Below are 7,637 nucleotides of genomic sequence, written 5' to 3'. Positions count from 1 at the left end.
TCTAGATGGACAATGGGTTGTTTCATCATAAAAAACCTCCAATCTTCTGTTTGAATACAGTATAACTGGAGGACTAGATAGATGCGATACACCTTGTTATTGGACGCTTACGCATGAACACAGCCTAAGCCGCTATTCATGCTTTTTTGTTTTTATTTATTTAAATTTGAAATTCTTTGCTTTTGAGATAATATATTAGTAATTCGAACACCAAAATTTTCATTAATTACAACTACTTCTCCAGTAGCAATTAACTTGCCATTTAACAATATTTCTAGTGGTTCTTCCGTCAATTTCTCTAACTCAACAACTGAACCCGTACTTAAAGAAAGGATTTCTTTAATTGTACGTTTACTTCGACCTAAAACAACACTCAAATCAAGCGGTACATCTAAAATTAAATCTAAATTATCGCCATCCATCGTTTGTTCCGAAGTCAAAGTTTGAAATTCTGGACGACTATATTCTACTGTCGGCTGAGGAGCAACAGTAGTATTTTGAACAGTAGTTTGCACCTGTGGTTGTGGAGTTGGCTGAGGTGTTGGGGCAACTGGAGGCTGAACCTCAACAGGTGTGCTTGTGACAACTTTGGCCTCGTCAGCAAGCATTGCCTTTTCGATATCATGTACAACTTCTTCACTAAAGATTTGCATAATTTCACTCTCAATGACACCTTCAACACTTAAATCAAACGAAATCTTATAAATGTCATCTTCAGGTTTAATCGACTCTGTCTGAATCGTCATTCCTTCTTTCCACAACTTCACATTCGGTGGATAAATATCTACTTTTCGATTAGTCATCGTCGCCATTGAAGTCGAGGCAGATCCTATCATTTGATTCATCGCTTCGGCAACGGCACTTAATTCTAACTCCGTAAATTCTTGACTAGTAGGATTGCCTTCGCCGCCCATCATTAAGTCGGCAATAACGATTGCATCCCTTACTTCCAGAAGCATTAAATTAGTACCTAATAAACCTTCTTTAAATTCTACGGTAGTAGCAACCTTTGGCGCAGCTAAACTATCTAAAATTTCCTGAAACTTCACTTTCGAAACACGAGGAGTTGTAATACTTACTCGACGATTCAAAATAGATGAAAGTGCAGTTGCAGCTTGAGACATAGAAATGTTCCCAACTTCACCAATAATATCATATAAAAGCTGTTGTTCTTCGCTTACTTCTTCTGTCGGTGCTTGTTGAGGCTCGTTTGTCACTCCTCCATTTAACAAAGCATCGATTTCTGCTTGTGAAAGACTATCACTCATGTTAATCCTCTCCTTCTAACTGATCAATTAATTCAACAGCCAAATAATCATCTTTCTTCCCTGGTTTAACACGATAATATGGCTTACCAGCAATGTAGCTATCCAATGGATCAGTAATTTTACGATCCAGCTTGATGATATCGCCTGGCATCAATTGTAGAAATTCAGAGAGGTTCATGTGGGCATTTCCTAGTTGCACTTCCATCTCTAACTCCACATTATTTAAACTCTTTTGTAAAGATTCACTATCATCTTCATTTTCATTTCGATTGGCATCAAACCAATTACGAATACTTAGTTTATCAATCATGCCTTCAAAGAATACGTATGGAATACATAAATTGACAAAACTATCAACCTCAAACATTTTAAAATTAAAAGTAATTAATGTAATCGGCTCATTAGGTGACATCGACTGGAGTAACTGTGGATTAGTATCCAACGACTCTAGCGTACAATCTAATTCGACAATTTCACGCCAAGAAATTTGGAATGTATCAATCAACAATTCGACAACCTCAGTTAGTATCGAAAGTTCGATGTCTGTAAAAGATTTCTTATCTAAATCTTCAAAAATAGGCTCATCTTTTTCCTTTCGAGTTAAAATGACATCCAACCCACCACATAATAACTCAATGAACAACGTAGAAAGTTGCGGATTAATTTCCAAAATCTGTAAACCGTTCATTGGTTTAGACTGCATAACACCTAAAAGTGTAAACTTAGGAATTGAATGAATAAATTCATCATAACTTATTTGCTCGATTGCTGCCACTTGCATCATCGCATTTGTTCTTAACTTAGTAGATAATGCAGTACTGGCCATTTTTGCATAATCTTCAAAAATCATATGCAAAGTATTAATATATTCTTTAGAGAGCTTAATTGGCCTTCTGAAGTCGTATTTTTTAGCTTTGATTTGTTCGTCAGCTTTTTCCTCCACGACCTCCTCAATAATCTCACCGTTATTCATGGCCGATAAAAGCATATCTATTTCTTGTTGTGATAATACTTGATCCACCTAAATCCCCCATTTATTCATTACATTATTCAAAAATTAGATGATTCACGTCAATCACATTTGCTAAACGGTCTTTAAACTTAACAATTCCCGTATAGTAATCAAATTTTTCCGTTGCGTCTAATTGGATCTCCTCTTCTTGAATATCAATCACTTCAATTACTTCTTCAATCAGTAAACCTTTGCGCTCTTCATTTTGCTTCATAATTAGTATATTCCGATTTTCAGCAATTGAGTTCATACCTATTAAACGTGAAAGATTGATAACTGTCAATACGGTTCCACGCAAATTAATCAATCCCTCTACCCAATGAGGAGCTAGAGGAACAGAAGTAATATTGACAGTATCAATCACTTCCTCAACTGAATCAGCCGAGATTAAAAAATGCTGTTGATTCATTTGAAATAAAATCATTTGCATTTGTCATCAACTCCAAACTGTTAGCCCAAAACTTTTGTAATAGCATTAATTACACGATCTGTATCGAACGGTTTTACAATAAAGTCTTTCGCACCAGATTTAATTGCATCCATAACCATACCTTGTTGTCCCATCGCTGAACACATTATTACTTTTGCATTTGGATCATGCGCACGAATCATTTTTAAAGCTTCTAGTCCATCAACATCAGGCATTGTGATATCCATAGTAACTACATCTGGATTTGTTGCTTGATATTTTTCAAAAGCCTCTTGCCCATTTTGAGCTTCTCCAACAACCTCATATCCATTTTTTGTAAGAATATCTTTCAGTTTAATACGCATAAATACCGCATCATCTACAATTAAAATTTTTCCACTCATTATAATATCTCCTCTCAAATTCCTAGTGCTTCAAATATTTTTTCTATTCCACCTTGTTGCGGAATGAAGAACAAGGAAGCATCTAACTTTTCTTGATCATAGAAAAATTCATTTCTAATGATCATGATATTGTCATCATATTGATCTAAAGCCATATACATGCTGCTTATAATTGCTCCAAAATAATCATACTGTACAACAGGTAAAGTTGCAAATAATTGACGATCAATCAACTTGCCAATTGCACCTAAAAATGAATTGGCAATGATGTTAGTTAATTCATTTAATGCTGATTGTTGGATTTCAGGATTATCGGTTTGTTCTCCAAGCATGAACTCTGTCATTTTACTAGCAGAATCGTTTCCTAAAACGAATAAAAATACACCTTGTACTTCTCCGATAATCTTGCTAACAATCGCATAAACTTCTTCATCTTCATGGATGATTTGATCATAAAGTTCTTGATAGCTTAAAATATTGACATCAGGCACTTTCATATAAATTGTTTTATTAACCATTGATGAAATACTAGTTGCAGCATTACCTCCACCAATATTCATAACTTCCTTTAAAACATCCAATTGCATCTCATCGTAACTCATAACTCGTTCCTCACTTCGTTGCAAATGGTATTCACATCAAGAATTAATGCAATTGAACCATCACCTAAGATAGTAGCTCCTTGATATTTCTTGATTTGTTGAAGGATTGGATCAATCTTCTTGATAACAATCTCTTGTTGACCAATAAGTTCATCTGCTAAAATTCCATAGTATTTTTGATCAATACTTACAATGATAGCATAATGTTTTTTAGGCATTTCATCATTAATAGATAATAAATGATTCATGCGAATAATTGGAATCATCTGCCCTTGGAATCCATATACTTCATTAGTGAATGTTTTTTCAATTTTATCTTCATGAACCAACACCACTCGTTCAACCACATCAAGTGGTATCGCAAAGGTTTCGGTTCCTACTCTCACCATCAAGGCTTCGATAATTGAAAGAGTTAATGGTAACTTGATAATAAATGTTGTTCCTTCATTAACCACACTACGGAGTTCAATTGTTCCACCTAATGCATGAATTTTAGACTGTACTGCATCCATTCCTACTCCACGACCGGAGATATTAGTTATTTCTTTAGCAGTTGAAAAACCAGGGTGAAAAATTAATTTTTGTACTTCTTCATCGTTTAAACCAGCAGTAGATAAGCCTTTTCGTGCTGCACTTTCACGGATTATTTCTGGATTCAAACCTTTTCCATCATCACTAATCGTAATAATAACTTGATTTCCTTCTTGGTAAGCAATTAGATGAATTTTCCCACGTCTTGGTTTACCTAACTGTTCTCGAACTTCTGGCGCTTCAATTCCGTGGTCCGCCGAGTTACGCAATATGTGCACAAGTGGTTCACTTAGTTCAGAAACCACTGTCTTGTCTAACTCTGTTTCTTCTCCTTCAATGATTAAATCCATTTCTTTGTTTAGTTCATTGGACAAATCTCGAACCATGCGAGGAAATCTACTAAATACAACATTTACTTGTTGCATTCTAATTTTTAAAACTAATTCCTGTAATTCGGATGTTAAGCGTGAAACTTGTTCGAGTGAATCCTTAATTTCTGTTAAGTGTGCTCGATTGCTTACATCTTCTAGTTGATTTCTATAGACAACTAACTCTGATACTAAATTTAAAAATAAATCTAAACGAGATAAATCTACACGAATAGATTGATTTTTATGATTATTATTATGATGTGTGGTATTTGTTGTTGCTTTTTGTGTTTCAGATGGTTTCGTTTCAACTTTTACTTCTGATACATTTTCTTGCTTATCAGTTTGTTCGGTGGTCTCATTATTTATTGTAACAGCTTGATTTTGTTTTTGATCAGCATCTTTATCAAAAGGTTTAATCACCACGCTATCAATTTCACTGTTACCTAAGATATTTTCTTCTATTTCTTCTTGGCTCACTTGTGAAATAAAGATAAATTGAAAGTCTGTCTCAAAATTTCCGTCTTCTAAATCCTCCGTTGAAGGTTCTGTATGTAACAAGTCTCCCAAACCTTCAAGTCTTTCTAAAATTAGATAAACACGTGCTCCTTTCATTGCACATTCTTTATCCAAGCGGATAGCTACACTATATGCTTTATCTTCACCATCTAATTGTTCAATTACAGAGACATCTGCTTCTTCTAAATGTTCAAAAGAAACGCTCAAAGCATTAGACTCTTTTTTCTCTGATGAATTATTTACATCAGTGCCTTCATTATTTTCTTGTGAAGCCCCTCCGCCACTTTCAAATTGACTTAAAGCAGATAATAAATCTTCAATTTGACTATGTTGAAGTTCTTTTTCTTCACGCAAATCCTCTACTAAACCGCCTAAACGATCTAAACATTTAAAAATAAGTGAAATAGCTTCACTTGTAACTGGCATTTTACCAGATTTAAATAGTTCAAAGATATTTTCCATTTTGTGGGTTAATTCTGTCATTACATCATAACCCATTGTAGCAGCCATTCCTTTTAGAGTATGGGCTGAACGGAAAATTTCATTTAATAAATTCATATCATCTGGATTACTTTCCAACTCTAAAACATTATCGTTTAATTGTTGGAGATGATCGTCTGTTTCTTCAAAGAAGAGTGTACGATAAACGCTATTATCATCCATCAGACTGACTCCTTTCTAGATTTAAGCCATCTTTTCATATATAAATGAATCAATTTTTCTTAATCCAAAGTTTTCGCAGTAATTAATTGTTTCAGTTGCCCCTGTAAAAAGAATTCCTCCGGGAACCAATGCATCGGCGAACTTTTGATAGACTTCATCGCGTGCATCGTTTTTAAAATAAATCGTAACATTTCTACATACGATAATATTACAATTGGATTCATATCGATCCTTTAGCAAATCATGTTTTTTAAACATTACCATGCGTTTTATCTCAGGAGAAAGATGATATAACATTTTTTCATCCTTAGTAAAATACAATTGTTTCTCATTGCTTGGCATATTTCTTATCTCGGAATCTTTATATATCCCTTCACGAGCTTTCATTAAAATAGTCTGATCGATATCTGTTGCAATTAATTGACTCGCACGTAAATTATTTTTCTTTAGAAGCATTGCTAAAGTATAAGGTTCTGCACCGATGGAACAAGCTGCACTCCAAATTTTAAGATTCCTATTTTCTTTAGATAAACGTATAAGATGTTTTTCAAATAAATCAAATAACTCTTTGTTGCGATAAAATTCAGTTACATTTATGGTAATATGTTCCAAAAATCTTTGTTTTGCTTCTCTATCGCGCTCCATCAATTTAGCATAGTCTTCCAACGTACGTACATTTTCGTTTTCCATAATATTTTGAATACGTCGCTGCATCTGCTTTTCTTTATATGCAGATAAATTAACACCTAATTTAGTTTGAACCCATTGATTAAAAAATTCGAAATTCAAAGCCATTTCCATCACCCTACAATTTGTTTTACTTTTTGCGCAATACTATCGATATCTAACACTTCATGTACAACCCCTAAATCAACTGCATATTTAGGCATGCCGTAAACAACACAGGTTTCTTTATTTTGTGCAATATTATATCCACCTGCATTGGCTATTTGTTGCATTCCTTTTCCACCATCTCTACCCATTCCAGTGAGTAATACACCTACTAATTCATTTTTATAAACTTTTGCTGCTGACTCAAATAGATAGTCTACTGCTGGTCTAGTCCCATGTAATTTAGGGTCTTGATTTAAATTAATGCGATTATTCTCGATGGTCATATGAAAATCACCAGGGCAAAGATAGACTTGATTTGAAATTCGCATTCCTTGTTGTGCCTCTACAACAGGTACCTTTGCTTCATCATTCAAACGTTTAGCAAAAGAAGTCGTAAATCCTTTTGGCATATGTTGTACAATAAAAACAGGCATTCTCATATGTGGAGGTAAACTGGTAATAACTTTAATTAAAGCTTTAGGTCCTCCTGTTGATGCTCCAATCACTAACGCTTGCACTTTAGATGGCAAATTTTTATTACCAATTTTTATTTCTTTTTTCAAAATTTCTGGTGTAGCTTTTTGAATTGATGTTTGATTGTCGGTAGAAAAAGAATTTCGTCTTTTTTTAGGACGATGCTGGCTATAAATTGTGACTAATTTTTCATAAAAATCACGGGCCCATTCTTGACCAATCACCATGATATTTGTAGGTTTCTCAACAAAATCATCCGCACCTAATTCTAATGCTTCAATTGTAACTTCTTTATTACTTAAAGCACTCAGCATTACTACCGGAATATCATATTTAGCTTTTATTTGTTTTAACGTCTCTATTCCATTTAATATTGGCATTTCCACATCTAGTAAGATTAAATCTACAGACTGGTTGGCCAAAAGTTCTAATGCTTGTTTACCATTCCTTGCTTGTAAGGAAACATTTACTTCTGGCATTTTTACCAAAAGATCTGATATCACTTTTCTTAAAAATGCAGAATCATCTACAACCATTACGTCCATAAAAACAC

Annotated in this window: 8 protein-coding genes; all 8 read right to left on the bottom strand. The window is 34.1% G+C overall.

Going from position 1 to position 7,637, the window contains the following annotated elements; translation table 11 throughout:
* Positions 1-152: 152 nt before the first annotated feature.
* From fliY to cheB, 8 genes are read right to left on the bottom strand one after another with little or no spacing between them, the layout of a single operon-like run.
* A complete protein-coding gene (fliY, locus tag ACTQZM_RS08200; protein WP_248624022.1) occupies positions 153-1,268 on the bottom strand; it encodes a flagellar motor switch phosphatase FliY in 1,116 nt (371 codons plus the stop codon).
* Position 1,269: 1 nt separating this feature from the next.
* A complete protein-coding gene (gene fliM, locus ACTQZM_RS08195; protein WP_349276775.1) occupies positions 1,270-2,289 on the bottom strand; it encodes a flagellar motor switch protein FliM in 1,020 nt (339 codons plus the stop codon).
* A 25-nt stretch (positions 2,290-2,314) separates the two neighbouring features.
* A complete protein-coding gene (locus ACTQZM_RS08190; RefSeq protein WP_113783617.1) occupies positions 2,315-2,710 on the bottom strand; it encodes a chemotaxis protein CheW in 396 nt (131 codons plus the stop codon).
* A 20-nt stretch (positions 2,711-2,730) separates the two neighbouring features.
* Entirely contained in the window at positions 2,731-3,093 is a 363-nt protein-coding gene (locus tag ACTQZM_RS08185; protein ID WP_441653445.1) for a response regulator, read from the bottom strand.
* A 14-nt stretch (positions 3,094-3,107) separates the two neighbouring features.
* A complete protein-coding gene (locus ACTQZM_RS08180) occupies positions 3,108-3,695 on the bottom strand; it encodes a chemotaxis protein CheC (RefSeq protein ID WP_441653444.1) in 588 nt (195 codons plus the stop codon).
* Positions 3,692-5,776 (bottom strand): chemotaxis protein CheA, encoded by a 2,085-nt coding sequence (locus tag ACTQZM_RS08175; protein WP_349276778.1) that lies wholly within the window; start codon positions 5,774-5,776, stop codon positions 3,692-3,694. Before ACTQZM_RS08175 ends, ACTQZM_RS08180 begins: the two co-directional genes overlap by 4 nt.
* Positions 5,777-5,797: 21 nt before the next feature.
* Positions 5,798-6,571: a CheR family methyltransferase gene (locus tag ACTQZM_RS08170; protein ID WP_432265080.1), complete on the bottom strand. Its 774-nt coding sequence runs from the start codon at positions 6,569-6,571 to the stop codon at positions 5,798-5,800.
* 5 nt (positions 6,572-6,576) lie between these two features.
* A complete protein-coding gene (gene cheB / locus ACTQZM_RS08165) occupies positions 6,577-7,629 on the bottom strand; it encodes a chemotaxis-specific protein-glutamate methyltransferase CheB (protein WP_248624017.1) in 1,053 nt (350 codons plus the stop codon).
* Positions 7,630-7,637: the final 8 nt, after the last annotated feature.

Source organism: Enterococcus cecorum, from assembly GCF_052119425.1.
GTDB classification, from domain to species: Bacteria; Bacillota; Bacilli; order Lactobacillales; family Enterococcaceae; genus Enterococcus_E; species Enterococcus_E cecorum_C.
Note: the sequence above shows the minus strand (reverse complement) of the source record. Positions and strands in the feature narration are given on the sequence as shown.

Excerpts from the sequence above, each read along its gene's own strand:
- ACTQZM_RS08170 (WP_432265080.1), bottom strand. The coding sequence starts at position 6,571 with ATGGCTTTGAATTTCGAATTTTTTAATCAATGGGTTCAAACTAAATTA.
- ACTQZM_RS08180 (WP_441653444.1), bottom strand. The coding sequence starts at position 3,695 with ATGAGTTACGATGAGATGCAATTGGATGTTTTAAAGGAAGTTATGAAT.
- ACTQZM_RS08190 (WP_113783617.1), bottom strand. The coding sequence starts at position 2,710 with ATGCAAATGATTTTATTTCAAATGAATCAACAGCATTTTTTAATCTCG.
- cheB (WP_248624017.1), bottom strand. The coding sequence starts at position 7,629 with ATGGACGTAATGGTTGTAGATGATTCTGCATTTTTAAGAAAAGTGATA.
- ACTQZM_RS08175 (WP_349276778.1), bottom strand. The coding sequence starts at position 5,776 with ATGGATGATAATAGCGTTTATCGTACACTCTTCTTTGAAGAAACAGAC.
- fliY (WP_248624022.1), bottom strand. The coding sequence starts at position 1,268 with ATGAGTGATAGTCTTTCACAAGCAGAAATCGATGCTTTGTTAAATGGA.
- ACTQZM_RS08185 (WP_441653445.1), bottom strand. The coding sequence starts at position 3,093 with ATGAGTGGAAAAATTTTAATTGTAGATGATGCGGTATTTATGCGTATT.